The sequence below is a fragment of the Bacteroides stercorirosoris genome (assembly GCF_900142015.1).
In the GTDB taxonomy this organism is placed as follows: Bacteria; Bacteroidota; Bacteroidia; order Bacteroidales; family Bacteroidaceae; genus Bacteroides; species Bacteroides stercorirosoris.
On the sequence record NZ_FQZN01000016.1, the window covers coordinates 106,719 to 128,462 of the forward strand.

Below are 21,744 nucleotides of genomic sequence, written 5' to 3' on the forward strand. Positions count from 1 at the left end.
ATAAAATAATGAAATGATGAGAGATGCAGAGAAAACAGTAGGAGGTATGATTGATAAGTTGAAAACCGCTTTCATCGGTTCGATAGATGCAGAAGGTTTTCCGAATATCAAAGCTATGTTGCAGCCCCGGAAAAGGGAGGGGATAAAAGTTATCTATCTGACCACGAACACTTCGTCAATGCGTGTTGCACAATACCGGAAAAATGACCGTGCAAGTATTTACTTTTGTGATACGCGATTCTTCAGGGGAGTGATGTTGCGCGGCACAATGGAAGTGCTGACGGATGCCTCCAGTAAGGAGATGATATGGCAGGAAGGCGATACCATGTATTATCCGGAAGGTGTGACGGACCCGGATTATTGTGTGCTGAAGTTTACGGCAATTTCCGGGAGGTATTATAGTAACTTTAAATCGGAAAGTTTTGTAGTTGACTAATAATCAGATGGCTTTATCTTTTTAATACTAAACTTGTCTTTTTTGTGTTAGCCTTTGTCCATTTTGTGTCTTTTCTCTCGGTTGATATAGCCTAATTTTGCATGTAGTTTACTACTGACTATGTAATTTTAATATTGTATTTATGAGACAAAAGTACTTAAAAATCGCTATGATTGTGATTGCCACAATTGTATTCAATGGTCTGATGACAGGATGCGTGGAAAAAGACGTATATAACCCGGATGCAGGCAAACAACCTTTACCTGATCCGGATGAATATTTTGGTTTTGAAACGCGTGGTGATGTGAAGCTTCTGGTGAACTATAATGTTCCGAGTTTTACTGCTCTTGTAGAGGTATATGACGAAGATCCTATGGTGGAAGGTACGTCGGTGAAAAAAGAAGGGGTGGAGGCTATATTCAAAACTTATACGGATAACAACGGAAAGTATGAGGGGAAAATGAATATACCGACCTCAGTGGAGAAAGTTTATTTATGTACGGAAACTTGTGGACTGCCAAGATGTGTGGAAATGAAAATTAAAGACAATGCTGTTAGCTTTGATATGAGTGTGAAGCAGTTAAGACCTTCTACACGATCTTATTCGTTTGGTGAAACAAAGCCTCCGTATACTATTGATAGGTCTAAGAATCTTTATTCACTGTGTAAATGGGGAGAGAAAGGAAATCTTGCTTCTAGTAAGGATTATATAAAATCTGTGAATCAGGTTGGTGATGAGAAAATTTCAGATGTAACAAAGCGCCTGAAGAAATTTTTCAATCCATATAATATTGCGGATGTGAATAATTCAAGTTTATTTTCAGCCCCCGAGGTTACTAATATAAAGATAAAAGAAAAAACAAAATTGGATGTTGTATTCCTTGATCGGGATGCTTCTTATGATAATACGTTTGGATATTATTTTTATAAAACGTCTGATCGCGTAGGTGTGAACAATGTGAAGAAATATATTGTATTTCCAAATGTTACTTTCTCGGCATATGAAGGTCAATTATCTATATTAAGCTGTGGAAACAAAGTACGTTTGCTCTATTTTGATGAGAACGGTAATGCCGCAGAAGAATTTCCGGAAGGATATACGGTAGGCTGGTTTCTCTATGCTGATGGATATAATGGCTACAAACATGATTCTGATGTTAAAGAGAATGAAATTAGGACGAAAGAACTTCGTACTTCTAATGAAGTAATGATAACTCAGAATGGATTTGTTACAGTGAAAGATGAAAAGAGTGGAAAGACCATTATAGGTGTTGAAGATGGAGCGAACCAAAGTTACTGTGACCTCTTGTTCTATGTAGATGCCACTCCGGAAGGAAGTATTGACGACCCTAATAGACCTGTTATTAAACCTGACGATGGTAAAGAGGATCCGGAACCGGATCCGGTAGAACCTCTTAAAGGTACGCTGGCGTTTGAAGACATCTGGCCTTCGGGTGGTGATTATGACATGAATGATGTAATAGTGGAATACAGGCGTGAAGTTTCTTTTAATACCAAGAATATGGTAACAAAGATAGTCGATACATTTACTCCGGTACATGATGGCGCTACATTCTTAAATGCGTTCGCTTATCAGATAGATCCCGGACAACTTGGTAAAGTGACTTCAACGGATGTAAAAGTAGAAAATGAAACATCGTCCATTATAGTGACACCTAATGTTAAGGAAAGTATTGGCAAGACGTATACAATAACCAGAGAATTCAATGCTTCTTTTAAGAAGGATGATTTGAAAGGTTACAATCCATATATCATTGTAAAGTATGCTGATGGGCAAAAGGATAGGGCAGAGGTACATTTACCTAAGCATAAAGCCACATCTTTAGCTAATCAGTCGCTTATCGGCACTAATAAGGATGCTTATTACATTGACCGTGAAGGAGCATATCCGTTTGCCATTGATATTCCTGTATTGGGCTTCAAGCCGGTAACAGAAAGGCAGCGTATTGACAGTGAATATCCTGATTTCACGAAATGGGCAGACTCAAAGGGGGCCAAATATACAGACTGGTATGAAAATTATACCGGTCCCCGGAAATAATCTAATTGGTGGGGGATGGAGCAAGCGGACAGCCTATGGCTGAATGGTTTGCTCCATTTTTTTGTTTTTATGGTTTCAGTATGCTCTTTATCGAATTTAATTACTACTTTCGCTTTAACCAATGCCTGAACGGGCCTTATATATGAAAGGATTTCTGATTATAAAGAATATTATTCTTAGTAAGCAAACACTTCTTCTTGTTTATATTTTAGTTTGGGGTATGCAGGCGTATGGCTCCGCTAATCTCCCTTCTGTTTTCCCACATAATTATCAATATAAAAGTTTTAAGAATATATATTTCCCAATAGAATCAAATATTGTAAATGCAATTTTTCAAGATGACACGGGACTGACATGGATTGGTACTAAAAGTGGCCTGTTCTCTTATGATGGATATCAAATCTATAAATTAGCAAAGGAAACCGATATAGAATATGCCAATATCACTGCAATAGTACAGATAAGTAAAGAATATCTGTGTATCGGGACTAATAGGGGATTACGTTTTTTTAATTTGCTTACTGAGCAATTTGAGAACCTGTATCCGGCTACTCAGGTGGTTAAATCCGTCCGTTCCTTGGCTGTTTGGCACGATAAACTTTGGATTGGAACTAATGATGAAGGATTACTGTATTATGATTTCCAGAATGGATCTATTTTGCACCTGCCATTAGAGTCCGGAAAAAGTAAATCAATTGTTTATGCATTTGCACCTGCAAATGGCAAACTTTATATAGGCTCTTATGATGGCTTGAGTTGTTATGACCCCATAAAGCAAGTGAGAGAAACAGTCTCATTGCCTGAGCAATTCCGGAAACTGATGGTAAATTCATTGCTGTGGGATGAACAACAAAATTGCTTATGGATTGGGGCGGAAGGATGTTTACTCCAGTATTCTTTTAAAGATTCTCATGTAGAAACATCTCTCGCATTGCCGTCAAATACTTCTAAAGCGTTGGCTTTTGATAATAAAAATAATATTGTGATCGGTACGGATAATGGCTTGTATATTTATAGTCGGAATCTGGGGAAAGTCAACCATATACTTCGTGATTTGCAAAATGAACAATCTTTGTGTAATAATGTGATTTCATGTATCTATATTGACAAAAATAATAATGTTTGGTTAGGTACTGATTATGGCATATCGTTGATTATTGATGACTCTGCTTTTCAGTTTATTCATATTTCAGAATTGATAAATGAAAGGAATGGAAATCATTTTACCCATATATATAAGGATAGCAAAGGAGGGTATTGGCTAGGAGGAACAAACGGGCTTTTGCTATTTGGAGAAAATGGTGACGTGAAATGCTTTAATACAGAGACCCCGGACGGTTTACTTCTGCACAACCGAATCAGATGTATATATGAAGATCGTGATCATATCATGTGGATTGCTACGGATGCCGGGGTGGCAAGGTATGATAGAAAGAAAAAGAAGTTTATACATTACAATATAGTAGACAGGCTGAATCAGAAGAAAGCTAATTGGGCATATGATGTTTATGAGAATAAATATGGTTATTTATGGATTACAACCTATCTGGGTGGAATATTCATCGTTGACAAGCAAGAATTGCTTGCACACGATCATGAGGCTTTATTTCGGGCGGAATGGAATTTATCCGACTCACTTGTTTCAACAAAGTTTAGTGAGATTGCCTATCAGATAGAGGCTGATAATTATGGTTTTATGTGGGTTAATACTCAAAAAGGATTAGCCCGGATAGACTGTAAATCCCGAAAAACACGCATACTGGACATTTGTCTGAATCAGATGATTTATGATGGAATACAGTCTATTTGGTATTCGTCGGACAATGAACTTTATAGAATCAATGTACTGACTTGTGCCATTGAGAAAATAGGTGAATTAGCCAAAGGAAGTCTGGTGCATTCTTTCGTATTGGAAAATAAGAATATCTGGGTTTCGTGTACAGAAGGAGTCATGGCATGGGATGTAACTTCTTTGCAGAGAACGGGCGTCGCATTTCCAGGAAGGTATTATCAGGCAGGATTCTATGACAAGCAACATGAGGTTATATTGTGGGGAGGATATGATGGGATATCTTATATGCCCACTCATGCTATAAAGAAAGAAAAGAAAGCAAGTCCGGTTATTATAACAGCTGTCAGAAGCAATGACAAGCGATTGCTACCTATGGTGGATTATATCGGGAGTAGTATCCGATACCAGAATAGGATAGAGTTGCCGCATACGGAGAAGAATCTGACATTTGAGTTTTCTACATTAGCTTATTCGTCGGAAACAGAGTTCTATTATCGTTTAGGAAATACGAAGCAATGGAATAAATTGGAGCCGGGACGGAATTATATTTCTTTTGCCAATTTACATCCCGGCAGGTACAAGTTGTTTATGCGGAGTGGGAACTCTGATAATCCCCGGATATCTCCGGTTACGAAGTTTGGCTTTACCATTTTTCCGCCATGGTATGCGTCGGTGATAGCGTATATTATATATACACTTATATTGGCAGGTATCGCTTTTATTATCATAAAATATATCCGAAGGAATATCAAGCTGAAATATGAGCGTATAGAGAAAGAGAAAACATTAGAATTGTCAAATCTGAAATTAGACTTCTTCATTCATATTTCACATGAACTCAAGACTCCTTTAAGCCTGATTATAGCCCCTTTAAGTACTCTGATTACAGAAATTAAGAAGCCGGAACATAAAAAGCGGCTGGAGTCTGTATACGGACATGCATTGAAATTAAATTCATTGATTCATGAAGTTCTTGATTTCAAGCAGGTTGATTGTGCAAGTGAGAACACTTTGATTCGCTCTAATATCGAATTATGTTCTTTTACAAGGAATATCCTGGATACTTTCTCCATGGCTTTTGCATCGAAAAATATCAGGCCGGTCCTCATATCCGATAGAGAACAAATATGGATGAATCTGGATATGATAAAAATGGAATCTGTAATATCAAATATAATCACTAATGCGATTAAATTCATTCCTGCTGAAGGGGGAAAAATCGAAGTTAGTATAATTCAGGAAGCTGAAACGGTGACTATACAGATTTCGGATACCGGCAGTGGCATAAGGCATGAAGATCTTCCTTATGTCTTTATCCGCTATTTTCAGAGTAAAAACAAAGAGAGACGTAAAGATGGAAGTGGCATTGGGCTGTATATAGTTAAGAAGTTTATAGAACTGCATGATGGCCATGTCAGCATTAATAGTGCTGGCGATAAATGTGGAACTTTAGTTACCGTAACCTTACCTTTATCCGGTGCAAACTGTATATCTTCCGTGCAGAACAGTTTTCAGACGGATCAACAATTGAGCCTGCTTTCGGGAAAACCCATATTATTGATTGTTGATGATAACGTTGAAATGGTAACCTATCTGGTGGAAGCTTTTTCTAAAGAATACTGTTGCCTGTATGCTTTAAATGGAAAAGATGGGATAACCATTGCCTCAGAACACCATCCGGACATAATTCTTGTAGATCAGATAATGCCGGAAATGGATGGAATTGAATTCTGTAAGGTGATACGCAAAAATTTGCAAATAGCTTTAGTACCTATTGCGATGTTGACAGCGAAGGATGATAAAGATACAGAACTCAAAAGTATGAAAGCAGGAGTAGATGCGTTTATAGCTAAGCCGTTTGATATTGATAAACTGGAACTGCGGCTGGAACAGCTACTTAAAACCCGGCGCAGGTTGGAGAAACGACTGAGTATTGAAACAATCGGGCAACCTGTACAGATACAGGAGAAAGAAATAGATACAGGGAAAGCATTTATAACCAAACTTGTTGCCATCATGGAAGAAAACATGGAAAATACAGAATTCAATGTTTCTATGCTTTGCCAATTAGTGGAGATGGATAATAAACAATTGTACCGGAAAGTAAAGCAGTTGGCAGGAGTCACTCCCGTAGATCTTATTCGCCGGATAAGAATGAAGAAGGCAGCTGCTTTATTGTCACAAAACAGGTTCTCTGTTTCGGAAGTGATGTATATGGTCGGCTATTCAAATCCATCTTATTTCTCGAAATGTTTTGTAGCCGAATATAAAGTTTCTCCGAGTCAATATGCATCAGAACGGCAGAATACGGAAGGTTGAGTTTAATGGACAAGAAATTCAGATTTCTTCCAATGCATAGTATTGATAATCCCGGAGTATGGTTTGCAGGAATTGTTCCTGTCCGCCATCCCGGGGTGTGATTGAAAGAATTTCCTGCACTTTTTTGGCAAGCTGCACGATGTGCCGTGCACGGTCCTTTTTCCCGGATTGCAAAGTCCGGGTGATTACATTTACCTGTTCCAGTGATAAGTCGGCGGCTTGCGGATATGTGGGGCGGTAATCTTTTGTCAGATAATCGAATTCGTCAAGACTGACGTGTATCTTGCGGTAATTCTTATCCTTGATAACCATTGTGCCCGCGGCAAGGTCGCCCATCCTTTGACTGTTTTTGGTCAGCAAAATCACTAATACTCCGAGTCCTCCGGTGACGGGAATATCAATCGGGAAGAGAAGCCAGCGAAGCAGATAAGAGCCTATGCTCGGAGTGGAACCATCGGCTTTCACCACCCGGATGTTCATGAGCTTCTTTCCGAGGCTCTGCCCGTGGTTGAACATCTCACATAAAAATGCATAGAATAATACAGGCAGATAGATGACTGCAAAAAAAACAATCATAGTAAAATCCGAAGATACCTGGAATTTAGAGAGCAGGGTTGCTGTGGAATATACATAAAGTCCTATCAGGATATAGTCGATGACTAATGCCAGAAATCGTTCGCCAATGCTGGCGGGTGTTTGGCTGATACGGACGAATTGCCCCGTGATTATAGTAGATTCTGCCATTTCCGATTGAACATTTTTAGTATTTCGTTGCAAATATATCATTATTCTCTTATTTTTGTTACCGATTTCAGACAAAACTCATCCGAAGTCCTCAAGAAAAGTATGAAAGAAGTAACGTTCATCCGTCGGAATATTGAAAAATGGAAAGAAGCCGAGAAGGTGGTGGAGCAGGCTACAAGCTTGTCTCCCGACAGGCTTGCCGACGCATATACGGACCTTACTGCTGACTTGGCGTTTGCACAAACGCATTTTCCAACCTCCCGCATCACCATTTATCTGAACAATCTCGCCTCGGCGCTGCATAATAAAATTTATCGGAACAAACGTGAGAAATGGTCGCGAGTCATCACTTTCTGGACGCAGGAAATACCTCAGACCATGCACGATGCGCGTCGTGAACTGCTTGTTTCATTTCTTATTTTCATTGTCAGCGTAGCGGTCGGGGTGATTTCTACTGTGGGTGACCCCGATTTTGTCCGTCTGATTCTGGGAAATAACTATGTGGATATGACATTGGATAATATAGCCAACGGAGAACCTATGGCAGTGTATAACGGTTCTTCGGAAGTTCCTATGTTCCTGGGAATCACACTGAACAACATCATGGTTTCCTTCAATTGCTTTGCAATGGGAATCTTAACCAGCTTCGGTACAGGATATATGCTTTTTGCCAATGGAGTCATGCTGGGCTCTTTCCAGACCTTCTTTTTCCAGCATGGTCTGCTTGGCGAGTCCATGCTTGCCGTATGGTTGCACGGAACACTCGAAATCTGGGCTATCATTGTGGCCGGTGCTGCCGGACTCGCTTTGGGAAACGGATGGCTGTTCCCCGGAACCTATTCAAGGCTTGAATCTTTCCGGAGGGGAGCCAAACGAGGGGTGAAGATTGTGATAGGCACCATCCCTGTATTTATCATGGCAGGATTCATTGAAGGCTTTATCACCCGCCACACCGAATTGCCGGATGCGCTGAGGCTTGGGCTGATTCTTACTTCCCTGGCATTTATTTTATTCTACTATATTTATTTACCTAATAGAAAACGACATGGAAACAGAGAAACCTAAAATTGCGTTGTACGTAAAACGTTCTTTCGGTGAGAAGTTTAATGCATCTTTCGATTTTATAAAAGAGAATTGGAAGTTGATGCTGAAGTATGCAACCTATTTGCTTTTACCGCTTTGTCTTGTCCAGGCATTAAGTTTGAATGGACTGATGACTTATACGTTAGGCATGTCCGGTTTTCTGGATAGTGGATTTCCTGACTCTGCTATATTGTCATTCTTTTCTTACTACAGTCTGTATATGCTTCTGTTGATAATAGGCATTGTTTTGCTGACTGCATTGGTTTATGCGATGATCCGGACTTATAATGAGCGGGAGGGACGCTTGCAGGGCGTCACGTTGGGGATACTGCGGCCTATGTTGCTCCATAATGTGAAGAGGATGTTTATATTGGTTTTCTTCGGATTAGTCCTGACGATGTTGGCCAGTCTGATTATCGGTGTCATAGCTGCTTTGTTCCCAGAGACTTTGTTCGCAATTGTTATGATTCTGTTTATCCCGTTTATGATAGCCGTAGCCGTGCCGTTTAGCCTTTGGGCGCCTATCTACCTGCTTGAAGACATCAGCATCATGAGTTCCTTGAAGAAGACTTTCCGCTTGGGATTTACCACTTGGGGAGGTATCTTTATGATATCTCTTGTCATGGGATTCATTGCCGGTATTCTACAAGGTGTGACGCTGATACCCTGGTACATAGGAACAGTGGTGAAGTACATCTTTACTACAAGCGGCGGGGGAACCGAAGCAACCGTATCTGTAGGATATAGCTTCTTGCTTTATCTGTTGGCAATTGTACAAGTATTTGGTGCTTACCTTGCCATGATTTTCTCGTTTGTAGGATTAGCTTATCAGTATGGTCATGCCTCGGAAAAGGTGGATAGCATCATGGTAGAAAGTGATATTGATAATTTCGATAAACTCTAAAATGTAAATGATAACTTCTCCGTCTGATACATTGGTTTGTGACACTGCGCAGGTTGCCATATGGCAGTCTGATGCGGCGTATGACTACAACCGTGAGTTGATCGCTCCCGAAATTAATATATTCGAGTGGTTCAACAGATGGTTCGGAGAAGTCATGCAGAAAATATTCGGCAGCAACTTTGCGGAAGAATATTCGGAACTAATTCTGATAGGCATTGCTATTCTTATCCTTATTCTGGTAGGCTGGTTCGTTTACAAGAAGCATCCGGAATTATTCGCGTATTCCCGTAAAAATGCTTTGCCTTATACGGTGGAAGAAGATACCATTTATGGAGTGGATTTTGCGAAAGGGATTGCCGACGCCCTTTCCCGCCGTGATTATAGAGAAGCAGTCCGATTGTTGTATTTGCAGACGCTAAAGCAACTCAGTGACGAGGGGCGCATCGACTGGCAACTTTACAAAACACCCACACAGTACATTAATGAAGTGCGGTTGCCCGCTTTCCGGCAGTTGACCCATCATTTCCTGCGGGTACGTTATGGAAATTTTGAGGCGACCGAAGCGTTGTTTCACACCATGCATTCCTTGCAGGAAGAAGTGAAGAAAGGAGGGGCTGCATGAAAGGAAGTCATTGGTTCATCGTTGGAATTATCATCTTTCTGCTGTTGATGTTTGCAATAGAATGTCGCTTGCCGAAGAAATTCGTATGGAATCCTACTTTCAGCCATTACGATAAACAACCTTTCGGGTGTGCCGTTTTTGACAGCTTGTTGTCCGCTTCGCTGCCGATGGGGTATTCATTATCCAGGGAAACTTTCTACCAAATGGAGCGGAACGATACCGTGTCTTGCCGGGGAATATTGGCTGTTGCCAACAACCGGATGCCATCGGAAGTAGATGTGGACGCTTTACTGAAAATGGCGGAACGGGGGAATAAGATCATGCTGGCAAGTACATGGTTCAGCAATAAACTGGAAGATACCTTGAAGTTCAGAAACAGTTATTCCTATTTTAGCCCGATAGCTTTGAAGAAGTATGCTACTTCGCTGCTGTTGAGGGATAGCCTGTGCTGGATAGGGGATTCTACGGTTTATCCCCGGCAGAATTTCTATTTCTATCCCCAATTGTGTTCGTCTTACTTTCTCACAGATTCGCTTCCGGCAAAGGTACTGGCAGTAAAGGATATTTCAGTAAATGAATTCATATATGAAACGGATGTGGATTCTACTTTTTCAGATACTGTAGTCCATGTTCCGGTTGCCATGTCGTACCGGTGGGGGAAAGGGGAGATTATTCTGGCTTCCACACCTCTGCTCTTTACCAATTATGGTGTGCTGGACGGGAAGAACGCCACTTATCTGTTCCGCCTGCTATCTCAAATGGGAGAACTACCTATAGTCCGCACCGAGGCCTATATGGAGAAAACGGCACAGGTGCAGATGTCTCCTTTCCGCTATTTCCTCTCGCAGAGACCGCTTCGCTGGGCTTTGTATCTGACGATGCTTGCCATACTACTCTTCATGGTGTTTACAGCGCGAAGAAGACAGCGTGCGATACCGGTTATCCGCAAACCGGAAAACAAGTCGCTGGAGTTTACGGAACTGATAGGCACTCTTTATTTCCAGAAGAAAGACCATGCCGATTTGGTTCGTAAAAAGTACATGTATTTTGCAGAAGAATTGAGAAGGGAGATTCAGATGGATATAGAAGAAGTGGCGGATGATGAACGCTCTTTCAGTAGAATTGCCCGGAAAACAGGGATGAATGAGGAAGAGATAGGAGAATTCATCCGTACAGTCAGGCCGGTGATTTATGGTGGATGTGATATCTCCGTGGAGCAAATGAAGCGCTACATTGATAAAATGAATGAAATAATTAGTCATATATAAAAAGAAACTTATGGAAGAGAATACAGAACAACGGGTGGATTTAACCCTCTTTTCCGAGAAGATACAAGAGTTGAAGGATCGGATTGCTTCTGTCATCGTAGGGCAGGAGCAAACGGTAGACCTGGTGCTGACGGCTATTCTGGCAAATGGTCATGTGCTGATAGAGGGAGTGCCGGGAGTAGCGAAGACTTTGCTGGCACGTCTGGTTGCCCGGCTGGTTGATGCTGATTTCAGCCGCATACAATTCACTCCGGACCTGATGCCGAGTGATGTGCTGGGTACCACGGTCTTCAACATGAAAACCAATGATTTTGACTTCCATCAAGGGCCGGTGTTTGCCGATGTCATACTGGTGGACGAAATCAATCGTGCCCCTGCCAAAACGCAGGCAGCCTTGTTCGAAGTGATGGAAGAACGCCAGGTCAGCATTGACGGGACGACGTATCAGATGGGAGAACTTTATACAATCCTGGCGACCCAGAATCCGGTGGAGCAGGAGGGAACTTATAAGTTGCCCGAAGCGCAGCTCGACCGCTTCCTGATGAAAATAACAATGGACTATCCTTCGTTGGATGAAGAAGTGAGTATTCTGGAGCGCCATCATACCAATGCCTCATTGGTGAAGTTGGAAGACGTCACTCCTGCCATCACGAAAGCGGAACTTTTATCTCTCCGCAGTGTGATGAACCAAGTATTTGTAGACCGCACCCTGCTTCAATATATTGCCTTGATTGTGCAACAGACGCGCACAAGTAAGGCAGTCTATCTGGGAGCTTCCCCTCGTGCATCCGTGGCCATGTTGCAGGCTTCCAAAGCCTATGCACTATTGCAGGGACGTGATTTTGTGACACCGGAAGACATCAAGTTTGTCGCTCCAAGTGTCCTTCAACATCGTCTTATCCTGACTGCGGAAGCTGAAATGGAAGGATATTCTCCGGTGAAAGTAACGCAACGCCTGATTGATAAGGTGGAAGTTCCGAAATGATTCTGACCCGTCGCTTCTATATTATCCTCATTCTGATTATCCTGTTGCTGGGTAGCGGAACTGTATTTGCCCCGTTGTTTGTGATCGGGCAATGGGCACTTTTTATCTTCTTCCTGGCGGTGCTGGCAGACGGATATATGCTCTATCGTATCCGGGGCATCCGGGCATTCCGCCAATGCGCTGACCGTTTCTCCAATGGGGATGAAAATGCGGTGAGCATCCGGGTGGAGAACAGTTATCCGCATCCTGTTTCTGTGGAAGTTGTCGATGAAATCCCTTTTGTTTTTCAGCAGCGCAATATATGTTTCCGGACCGAACTTCTGGCAAATGAAGGAAAGTCAATCAGTTATAATCTGCGCCCCACCAGTCGGGGAGTATATGGTTTTGGACGGATTCGTGTGTTCGTTACCCATAAAATAGGTTTGCTTTCCCGCCGATACACCTGTGGGGAGGCTCTCGACATCAAAGTATACCCCTCTTACCTGATGTTGCACCGGTATGAGTTGCTGGCCATCAGTGACAATCTTACAGAGATGGGCATCAAACGCATCCGCAGGGTGGGGCACCATACCGAGTTTGAACAGATTAAAGATTATGTGAAGGGTGACGATTACCGTACGATAAACTGGAAAGCAAGTGCCCGCCGCCACGAGCTCATGGTAAACATCTACCAGGATGAACGCTCCCAACAGATTTATAATGTGATAGATAAAGGCCGGGTGATGCAGCAGGCATTTCGTGGAATGACTTTGCTCGATTATGCGATAAATGCTTCGCTGGTTCTTTCGTACGTAGCCATGCGCCGGGAAGACAAGGCAGGCATTGTGACTTTCGATGCGCACTTCGACACATTTGTCCCGGCCTCCAAGCGCTCAGGACACATGCAGACATTGCTTGAAAATCTTTATGCCCAGCAGACCACTTTCGGTGAAACGGACTTTTCTTCCCTTTGTGTGCATTTGAACAAGCACGTCACTAAACGCAGTCTTCTGGTGCTGTATACTAATTTTTCCAGTCTGGGCAGTATGAACCGCCAGTTGGCGTATTTGCAGCAATTAAATCGCCAGCATCGTCTGCTTGTGGTCTTTTTCGGAGATGCGGACCTGAAAAACTACATTGCTACTCCTGCAAAGGATACGGAAGGATATTATCGTCATGTCATAGCCGAGAAATTTGCCTTTGAGAAGCGATTGATTGTATCTACGCTGAAACAGCATGGCATCTATTCCTTATTGACCACACCTGAAAATCTCTCGATTGATGTGATAAACAAGTATCTGGAGATGAAATCAAGACAATTACTCTGAAAAACAGGAGCAAATCATAAAAGATGCCTATTTTGGATAATCATATCCGGAATAGGCATCGTATATTTGTGCCATGAATCAAACCGTAGATAAACAGTACTGCCAGAGTTGTGGAATGCCTCTCCGTTTCGATGTGGAAGAGTATTTGGGTACCAATGCCGATCATTCCTGTAGTGACGAATATTGTTACTATTGTTTGAAAGACGGGAACTATACGGTGGATATCTCCATGAATGAAATGGTGGATATCTGGGTGAAATACACAGATAAATACAATTGGTATTCGGGAACCGACTATACTCCACAAGAATTAAGAACCTTATTGAACAAGCGTCTTCCCACCCTGAAACGCTGGCGACAGAAAGAGATGACGCAACATGTTCACTATGAAGCTGTCAATGGGGTTCGGACCTATATTGATCAAAATCTCTTTCATGAGCTTGATCCTGAACAGTTGGCTGAGATGGTTCACCTTTCATTCTACCATTTCCGGAAGGTTTTCAGGAATGTTACCGGAGAGAATATCGGTACATATATCCAACGTTTACGGCTGGAATATATTGCCCATCTGCTTATCACTACCGGACAGAGTATTGAAGAGATAGGTAGGCAGACTAATTATCAGACAAAGTTTAGTCTGGCAAAGGCTTTTAAGAAGCATTTCGGCATTTCAATGTCGGCTTATCGCGAAAAATATAAATCTTTCAATGCGAAACAAGAACCGGATAGCATGCCTGAGGCTAAAATTAAACGTATCAATACCCTGAAAGCTGTTTGCATAGAAGTGGGTGATACTTTTCGTGATAAACATGCTTACACTACAATCTGGAAGCAATTACTGCATTATAAAGCAGTTCATTTGCAGAATAGTCTCAATAATCGTTTGGTAAGTATAAGTCAGGATAATCCTTGGGTTACACCGATGGAACAACGGCGGTTCTATATCGGAGTTCTTGTTGAAGGGAATGTCATGTCCGAAGGGAAATTATTACTTCGGGAAATTCCCGGAGGGATGTACGCTGTTTTCAGGTATAAAGGCAGTTACTCTGATTTACCTGAATTTTATAAGACGATTTATAATCAATGGTTTCCTTACAGTATGTATCATCAGAAACGTCCGTTGACGTTTGAGGTGTATCTCAATGCACCGGATGAGACGCCGGTCGAGGAATTGCTGACGGAGATTTATATTCCTATTGATAAATAATTAAATGATATAAATATGTTAGAATTGCCAGAAGTGCTTACATTGAGTAAGCAAGCCAATGATGTTTTAAGTGGTAAAACGATTACGCAAGTGTTCAATGCTACCAAGCCTCATAAGTTCACGTTCTATAGCGGCGATCCACTGGAGTATGGAAAGTTACTCGTCGGAAAGACGATTCTGTCGTCTAAAGGATATGGAATGTTTGTCGATTTTTACCTGTCGGGTAATGTGATAATGAATATCGGTGATGGGGTGAGTGCGCGTTACTATAATCCGGGTGATAAAGTTCCTGCCAATTACCAATTGCTGCTGACCTTTGAAGATGAATCGTTTCTTGTATTCACGGTTGCCATGTATGGTTTTATCAGTGCCTATCCCGATGGCGTTGTCGACAATAAATATTATACAATAAGTCGTGAAAGTATTTCTCCGCTGAGTGATGCTTATACGGAAGCGGAATTTGAGAAATTGTTTGCTTCAGCCAAAAAGACATTGACGGCTAAAGCTCTGCTGGCTACCGAACAACGTATTCCGGGTGTAGGCAATGGGGTAACGCAGGATATTCTGTTCAATGCCGGGATTCATCCGAAGCAGAAAGTGCTTGACCTGTCGGATGAACAGAAAGGGGCACTTTTTAAATCTCTGAAAGATACCTTAATGATTATGACTTCCGAAAGAGGCCGTGATACTCAGACGGATCTTTATGGAAATGTGGGAGGGTATAAAACGATTCTTTCTTCCAAAACATGGAAGAATCCTTGTCCACGTTGTGGCAGCATGATTGTGAAAGAGGCCTATCTTGGAGGATCAGTTTATTATTGTCCTGAATGTCAGAAAATAGAAAGCTTATAATATCTCATTCTGTTGGCGAAGATACGCTTTTATATCTTCATATCATCGGTATTTACTATATTATTGAAAATGCCTCCTGAAAGTTTTTATGTGGCTTTCAGGAGGCATTATTAGGCTAATAGTAATATGTCAGAGTGGTTTAAAGCATTACTTTAATACCATCTACAATATAAATGCCCGGATTGAGGGATATCGTGTTTGAGCCCGGATTAAGGGTCATTGATGTTACATACATCCCTGAAACCGTGAATATTTTGATGTCACGTTTTTCATTTGATATGATTACAAGGTTGGTTCCATCCTTGTAAAGTCGCAGTTCATGACCCTTGTAGAAGTTCTTACCAAGACCTGTCGTAGTATCTGCATTTCCTATTTCAAATGAATTTCCGGCTTCCGGACTATTGGCTTTTGCATAGACAGAGAAAGGCGCAATGGTAAGTTTTATGTCTTCGTCGGTAATGCGGTTGAAACTATACCCGTCGGCATCGGGGATATACATGTCTGTATCAGCATGGATAGGGGTGTAATTGCCATACAGACAGAAATGTTTACCGGCTTTCAGGATGGTTTCGGTTTCCGGAGTTATAGGCACGTCGAACATGAGGGATGCGTCTGCGGTGCGTGTGCCTGAGACGCTGCTTGTAGAGAACGTAAAATCTACAGTCTCGTCCGGTTTACCGTTAAGATGTATCATATAAGGTTTGTTTGCCTCTATTGATGCCTGGTTTTCAAGTTTCTCGCCGTTTTCATTGAAAGACAGTACGCTGACAGTGTGATTGCCTGAATCTCCGATAGTATACTTGTTCCCTTTTCCGTCAACCATCTGTGTGGGCGTGAAAGGTAACACAATGCCTTTCCAGTCTTTAGAACCATCTTGCGACAGATAGTTCAATTTGACAGACAGTGAGATGTTCTTCTGTCCAAGATTAAAACTTGCCGGAATATTGAAAGCATAGCTGTCGGTAAGAATGATATCCGTTAAAGCTTCACATTTGTTGTCACCGTTGAGCACAATGTTCGATTTTGAAGATATCTGGCTTTCCAAGCCTTTGGCAAGGTAGATGATACAGTTGGGATTAATACCCTCGAATGAGTTGTCGTTTATTCCGGTTGTCAAAGCACGAGTCTTGCTGGTCTGTGAATTTCCGTAGAGCGTGATACTTGTCAGCGAAGTACATCCCTTAAAGGCTCCGTCGCCGATTACGTTAACAGAGTTGAGAGAAAGTGACTGAAGTTGGGAACAGCCCTCAAAAGCGTTCTTGCCAATCGAAGTTATGTTTTCTGGAATTACTATATGGGCCAGGTTTTCCATTCCGGCAAATGCTCCGGAGGGAATATCATTGTTTTCCGTACCTGACAGATTGAGATTTTCCAGGGATGTGAAGTTATCACGTATATAACTGAATGTTTCATCAGTCATCTCTCCGGACAAGTTGAGTTCTGTAATCTGAGCGGCTTCTTCCTCACCGATATGGAGTATCTCTTCCGCTTCAAGCGCTGCATTCTCGTTTTCAGCAAGAGTCATTGTGACATCCATCTCCACATCAGACTGCAAGTCGGTTATTATATATATTCCGTTTTCGTCCGGATATACAACCTCGCTGCCCTTTTTAACCACAGGGGTCATATTGGGGCTTTCTGAAACAACGGTGAATTTATAGCTGCCTCCCTCTTTGAAGAGTGTAGGACGCAAGGAGGAACCTTCAACGAATTTATTCATTTCTGCATTTCTCCATACGTTGCTTTCGTCCAGATCCACAAAACTGATTTTGGCCTTGCCGGAAGTGTCGGTGATTTTAATGTTGTAATAGAACACAACATCAATGATGTGGTTCTGTGGGTAATTCAGAGATTGCGGGTCTGTTACGTTTCCGTAGAATTTAACTTTATAATACCCTCCGGGATAGAAAATATCAGAGGAGCTGAGCGGATCGAGCATACTCGTCACGTCTTTTTTGTTATCGTAAAGCTTGAACGCCACTCCCGGCCGATGAACCGGATTTTTCTTATAGGAAGTCGGTTGGAAATTGGGTAGGCCAAGCATCACGGTTTTAGTGCTGTTTCCCGGTCCCTCAATCTTGGTTAATGGTTCGCTCTGATTATATTGGAAAGCTCTATTCTGGTCAATCTGGATGTTATAGTAAACTTTTGATGCCTGATTGCTAAGGTCTTGCCAATATGCGCTGGCTGCGTAGTCGGATTCCGTACCTTGCGGAACTTCGAGTGTTATACCAGAAGTATTTGTGGGGAATGGATTACTCTTCAGGTTTACGGGAGTCTTTGATAGAACAATTATTTTCTTCAGGTTTACGCACATGGCGAAAGCATTGCTTCCGATATAAGAGACATTCTCGGGAATGGTAATTTCTTGCACTTTAACACAACGATAGAATGCATCCGCTTCTATACATTCCAGATTCTTCGGCAGAAGTATGGTTGTTAACGCTGCTAATGCACTACTTGAAGAGGCAAATGCCATGGAGGGCAATGAATTCGGGGTAGGATAGCTCTTTATTGTGACGTCAGTCAGGTCGAGGGCCACCAGTCTGGAAGCGTTGTCTTGTAACACCTTAAAATCTTCAGCGTTCATTTCTCCCATCAGTTTAAGGCGTGAGGGGAAGGCGGAAGCGGAAACTTTAGATGCCAGTTCACCTGCATGAATGTTGAGTGCCGTATAGGTTTCGTCACCGGCCGACACCACCTGTATGGCAATGTCAAGATCCTCGCGCACACTTTCTACCTTTATTTGAGCTACTCCAACACGGTCTGCTACGATTTTGCCATTGACAGATACCGTTATGGCATCAGCTACGGAAACAGGCATGATCTTACATGAAAAGTCCATACCGTGAACTATCTGGTCAATGGCTCCTTGGATAGTGGCTCCCTGAACTGTGGATGGCATGGTTACCTTATGATATATCACTTCATTACCTATGGCTTTAATGGAATCTTTTACGTTATCGCCTTTGACCAAGCGCCAGTTTTTCTTATTATATGAAGTGGCTATACGTACGAGATTGCCTTCACGTACTGAAGTTTCTTTTACCAGGCAGTTGAAAGTGCATGGAAGGTCACCGTAATTAGTCGAGGAATTATTGAATACAGGAGATATAAACTCTTTGATGGCTCCGCTGGCATCTGTAAGAACGGCGGCATAAAACATTGCGGCGTCGTCTTTAGGTATTGCCAGTGCATTGGCACGTATGGCGAAAGATTTACCGGCTATTACATTGATAACGTCTGTGGCGAGTCCTACACCTCCTCTGGAATTTGTGAGTTTCCAGGAAGATTCGCCGATAGTAGGTGTCGGATAAATAAAATTGGCATGAATTAAGGTATTGGCATTGATGGTAGCAGTATAATGTCCATTAGCTTCTGCACTCAATTTAGTGGTATTGGCATAAACTTCCATTTTGGCATCTCCAAAACGATTGTCGGTTTCTATCGTGAATGAGAATGCTGAGCCGGCGGCAACTTCCAGATTATCGGAGTCGGGGGTTATTTTTACTCCTTCCGTTTCTTGAAGTGCTACCATATATGAAGAGGGTGAAATAGGATTCTCTTCTACAATGTTTTTAAAATCCTGCCAATTCTCTTTTGAACGGTAAGCGGTTGCCGCACCTATAGGCACTACGAGTTTTGACTTGGGAGTTCCTGTAAATACGCACCAGTTAACCCATGCCGGTGATTGACGGCGTACGATAACTTCGCTCAAATGGCTGCAATTTAAGAATATATTATACTCATAATTGCTTACTGATGCTGGAATCTCTATTTTTCTCAGACCGGTGGCATTGAAACAACCGTTTTTCAGAGTAGAAAGATTTTTCGGCAATTCTATGCGCTGCAATGAACCATAACCACTGAACGCTTTGGTAGGAATGGCATTGGCAGGATTGGAACCGTTGGCCACAATATTGACATTGGAAATATCGAGTGTGGTTAGTTTCATGCGTTCACGTATGAATGTGAAGTCACGCACATCAATAGTTCCGTAGAGGGCCAGTTCCTTAATAGTACCGGCATCGGTTTCGCTGATGAGATTTCCGAGCTCACCGGCGGTAACCCATAAATTACGCTTGTTTACCACATCCTCTGCAGCTTGCACGATAATGCGTATCTGTTGGTCGGAAGTTACATTTGAGATTGTGTAGATGTTCTCGGAAACTGGTGTAAGGATAAAACCATTTGCTTTTACGGTAACAACCTTGTCGGGAGAGGTGGCGACTACCTTGAACGAATAGTCACGTCCTTTGATGACTTTGCTGTCGGCGTCAGATATAAGAGCACCGTCTACACTGCTTGGAATATCTATCGAAAAATAGGGAATGATATTGTTTTTCGCTTTTATCTCATTTATCGTAATGAGGTCTCCGGTAACGGGAAGCCATTCAGTTGAACCGTTGCCGGACATGGTAACCATACGGATGATATCATCAGCAGCAATGTCAGTTCCGGCGGGTACCGAACATTCAAAGTCTGAATAGAGTCTTGGTGTCATTATTTGCATGGACTGCAATGTCAGTCCTTTACCGCTATTCAGGAGTTGCTTTAACTTTCCGTCAGAGGAGAAAAGAGCCACGGCAATCTTCCCGGAAAAGTTTTCATAAGAAACATTCTTAAAAGCACCGGCTCTCACTGTGAATTTCGTGCCGGCATCAATGTCTGTCACATCGGAAGTCATACCTATTTGCCGTTCGTCGGATGTGATGTGCACAGGTGACCAGCTTGCGGATGATTCTGCCGGTTTTATGTTATAGATAATAGTGGTTTGGTCATTAAAGCTATGTGAAGTGCTGACTGTCGGGTTAAGTGCATCAGAAGAGAAATAACCGTTGGCAGAGCCGCCCCATCCCCAGTTGATGTGGAAATAAGGGACAGAACCTCTCATTTCATATCCATCGCATACGAAAGCATGACCGACGGACATGTCTTGGCCACTGTAAATGACAGGGCGGTTTTCATTGATTTCATTAACAATTATAGCATCCCATGTAGTACGGTCGGTTTCGGAACGCTTCTTGTACGACACACCGGGATCATAACCGAAATATGATATAAGAGCGGCCGGAACACGTACTTCGAAAGCACTTGAACCTGACATTCCGAAATTGGTTTTGATAGATACTGCACAATGAGCCATCAGTGTAGATACTGCTTCGGCTTCATCCGCAGAATATCCGGAACGGTAGTTGTCTGTTCGCATATTATTCCAGGCGTATTGTACATTGAAATTCGTGCCGTCAAGCGAACCATTGCCTTTCGAAGGATGATTGTGGTATTTCATAACAGTTGCCATGGCCGTTCCAACACATCCGACAAGGCGATGGTTGGGTATCTGGGCATTGAAAGGAGCTTCCTGACTCCATTCAGGTGTTTTTATAAGTTTTGTTGACGAAGTCCTTGTGTTTACGCGTTTGCGAATTTCAACAGAGTTACTTTTTACCGGTTTTACTGCATTGTTAAGCACAGTAATTGTGACATCGGATACATTGTCTGTTACAAATGAAGAATCGTAAGAGTATCCTACAACCGGAATTGCCTTGTCATCGGCCGATATGATAATAAAACCGCGACCGTTTTTGGCATTAAAAACATAATAAACGGGTGTACCGTCACTCTTTTTAGATGTACGCACTAATTGTAATGCATCAATATTACTTAGTCTAGACACATTACCGGCACTGAAAAAATCAGTTGCAATTTTAGCGGCCTCTTCCGGAGTAAGAACCTTGGCATGGATATTGCAAGGAACACTTGCACAGACAAGAAGAAGCAGCATTTTAAAAAACTGTTTCAACATAGAATAAAATGTTTTTTTGATTTATTTGAAAAGTAAATGTTGTAAGTGTAATCTTGAGAAGGCGGAATGTAAGCATTTACATTCTTTGATACAGGATCGTTTCATTGCTTAGCTAAAAAATACTTTCATTTTAATAAAATGTTCTTCCAAGGCGCAAAAGTAGAAAAAAAAATTGGAACAGACGCATAAATATAAGGAAAATATGGTATGCGTATAAATAAAAAATCCCTTGGAAGTATTTGACTTCCAAGGGAGTACTTTGCGGTGCGTACGGAAGATGAACCTTAGTTTTATTCTTCAAGTACTCAATATCTTAGCAAGCTCTTAATCCTTTCTCCCACTAATAACCCCACGTGT

At 42.0% G+C, this 21,744-nt stretch carries 13 protein-coding genes; 11 read left to right on the forward strand and 2 right to left on the reverse strand.

Features of this window, described 5'->3' with window-relative positions; translation table 11 throughout:
* Positions 1–13: 13 nt before the first annotated feature.
* The 3 genes from BUC01_RS13280 (at position 14) to BUC01_RS13290 (ending at position 6,609) form a co-directional block, all read left to right on the forward strand.
* Positions 14–436 (forward strand): pyridoxamine 5'-phosphate oxidase family protein, encoded by a 423-nt coding sequence (locus tag BUC01_RS13280; protein ID WP_175560882.1) that lies wholly within the window; start codon positions 14–16, stop codon positions 434–436.
* A 142-nt stretch (positions 437–578) separates the two neighbouring features.
* Positions 579–2,498: an LruC domain-containing protein gene (locus BUC01_RS13285; RefSeq protein ID WP_025830685.1), complete on the forward strand. Its 1,920-nt coding sequence runs from the start codon at positions 579–581 to the stop codon at positions 2,496–2,498.
* A gap of 142 nt (positions 2,499–2,640) precedes the next feature.
* Complete coding sequence (locus BUC01_RS13290; protein WP_025830686.1) at positions 2,641–6,609, forward strand: two-component regulator propeller domain-containing protein; 3,969 nt, start codon at positions 2,641–2,643, stop codon at positions 6,607–6,609.
* Positions 6,610–6,627: 18 nt separating this feature from the next.
* Here the strand turns inward: BUC01_RS13290 and BUC01_RS13295 are convergent, their stop codons facing one another.
* Entirely contained in the window at positions 6,628–7,353 is a 726-nt protein-coding gene (locus tag BUC01_RS13295) for an RDD family protein (protein WP_025830687.1), read from the reverse strand.
* A 102-nt stretch (positions 7,354–7,455) separates the two neighbouring features.
* Here BUC01_RS13295 and BUC01_RS13300 point away from each other — a divergent pair, with 102 nt between their 5' ends.
* The 8 genes from BUC01_RS13300 to BUC01_RS13335 all read left to right on the forward strand — a co-directional run bounded on the left by BUC01_RS13300 (position 7,456) and on the right by BUC01_RS13335 (position 15,581).
* On the forward strand, positions 7,456–8,418 hold the full coding sequence (locus BUC01_RS13300; RefSeq protein ID WP_073313944.1) for a stage II sporulation protein M: 963 nt from the start codon (positions 7,456–7,458) through the stop codon (positions 8,416–8,418).
* A complete protein-coding gene (locus tag BUC01_RS13305) occupies positions 8,399–9,340 on the forward strand; it encodes a hypothetical protein (protein ID WP_025830688.1) in 942 nt (313 codons plus the stop codon). Before BUC01_RS13300 ends, BUC01_RS13305 begins: the two co-directional genes overlap by 20 nt.
* A 7-nt stretch (positions 9,341–9,347) precedes the next feature.
* A complete protein-coding gene (locus BUC01_RS13310; RefSeq protein WP_025830689.1) occupies positions 9,348–9,962 on the forward strand; it encodes a DUF4129 domain-containing protein in 615 nt (204 codons plus the stop codon).
* Positions 9,959–11,230 carry a DUF4350 domain-containing protein gene (locus BUC01_RS13315; protein WP_073313945.1) on the forward strand — a complete coding sequence of 424 codons (1,272 nt, stop codon included), beginning with the start codon at positions 9,959–9,961 and terminating at the stop codon, positions 11,228–11,230. Before BUC01_RS13310 ends, BUC01_RS13315 begins: the two co-directional genes overlap by 4 nt.
* Positions 11,231–11,240: 10 nt before the next feature.
* Positions 11,241–12,215 (forward strand): AAA family ATPase, encoded by a 975-nt coding sequence (locus BUC01_RS13320; protein ID WP_025830690.1) that lies wholly within the window; start codon positions 11,241–11,243, stop codon positions 12,213–12,215.
* Complete coding sequence (locus BUC01_RS13325) at positions 12,212–13,522, forward strand: DUF58 domain-containing protein (protein ID WP_025830691.1); 1,311 nt, start codon at positions 12,212–12,214, stop codon at positions 13,520–13,522. Before BUC01_RS13320 ends, BUC01_RS13325 begins: the two co-directional genes overlap by 4 nt.
* A gap of 73 nt (positions 13,523–13,595) precedes the next feature.
* Positions 13,596–14,729 carry a GyrI-like domain-containing protein gene (locus BUC01_RS13330; RefSeq protein ID WP_025830692.1) on the forward strand — a complete coding sequence of 378 codons (1,134 nt, stop codon included), beginning with the start codon at positions 13,596–13,598 and terminating at the stop codon, positions 14,727–14,729.
* A gap of 15 nt (positions 14,730–14,744) precedes the next feature.
* Positions 14,745–15,581: a zinc finger domain-containing protein gene (locus BUC01_RS13335; RefSeq protein ID WP_025830693.1), complete on the forward strand. Its 837-nt coding sequence runs from the start codon at positions 14,745–14,747 to the stop codon at positions 15,579–15,581.
* A gap of 139 nt (positions 15,582–15,720) precedes the next feature.
* Here BUC01_RS13335 and BUC01_RS13340 read toward each other — a convergent pair whose 3' ends face one another.
* Complete coding sequence (locus BUC01_RS13340) at positions 15,721–21,387, reverse strand: C10 family peptidase (protein ID WP_073313946.1); 5,667 nt, start codon at positions 21,385–21,387, stop codon at positions 15,721–15,723.
* Positions 21,388–21,744: the final 357 nt, after the last annotated feature.